Raw genomic sequence first — 282 nt, 5'->3', positions numbered from 1 at the left:
TCACCTGGTAGCGCAGCTGGTCCACCCGAGCGCGTTCGGCCAGGTGTTGGCGCCAATGCCGCAGCGCGGCCACCACCGCCGGAAGCGAGTCGGTTTGGGCGCCGGCTTGCAGGCCTAATACCTGCGCGACGGTATCGACTGCGTCACTGTCCACCGCATCCCATAACTGGCCCTCGGCGGGATCGCTGAAAGTGCCCACACCCGCCGCGGGGGTCAGCCAGTAAGACCGGTGTTGGAAGGGGTAGGTGGGTAGCGCGATGGTGGTGGCGCCGGGATACAGGG

Annotated in this window: 1 protein-coding gene; it reads right to left on the bottom strand. The window is 67.7% G+C overall.

Annotated features, from left to right (window positions below):
- The coding region (locus tag BST12_RS32755) for a hypothetical protein (protein WP_170062244.1) at nt 1–282 on the bottom strand (282 nt) is incomplete at both ends.

This window comes from Mycobacterium angelicum, assembly GCF_002086155.1.
GTDB lineage: Bacteria > Actinomycetota > Actinomycetes > Mycobacteriales > Mycobacteriaceae > Mycobacterium > Mycobacterium angelicum.
This window is presented reverse-complemented; position numbering and strand designations above follow the sequence as displayed.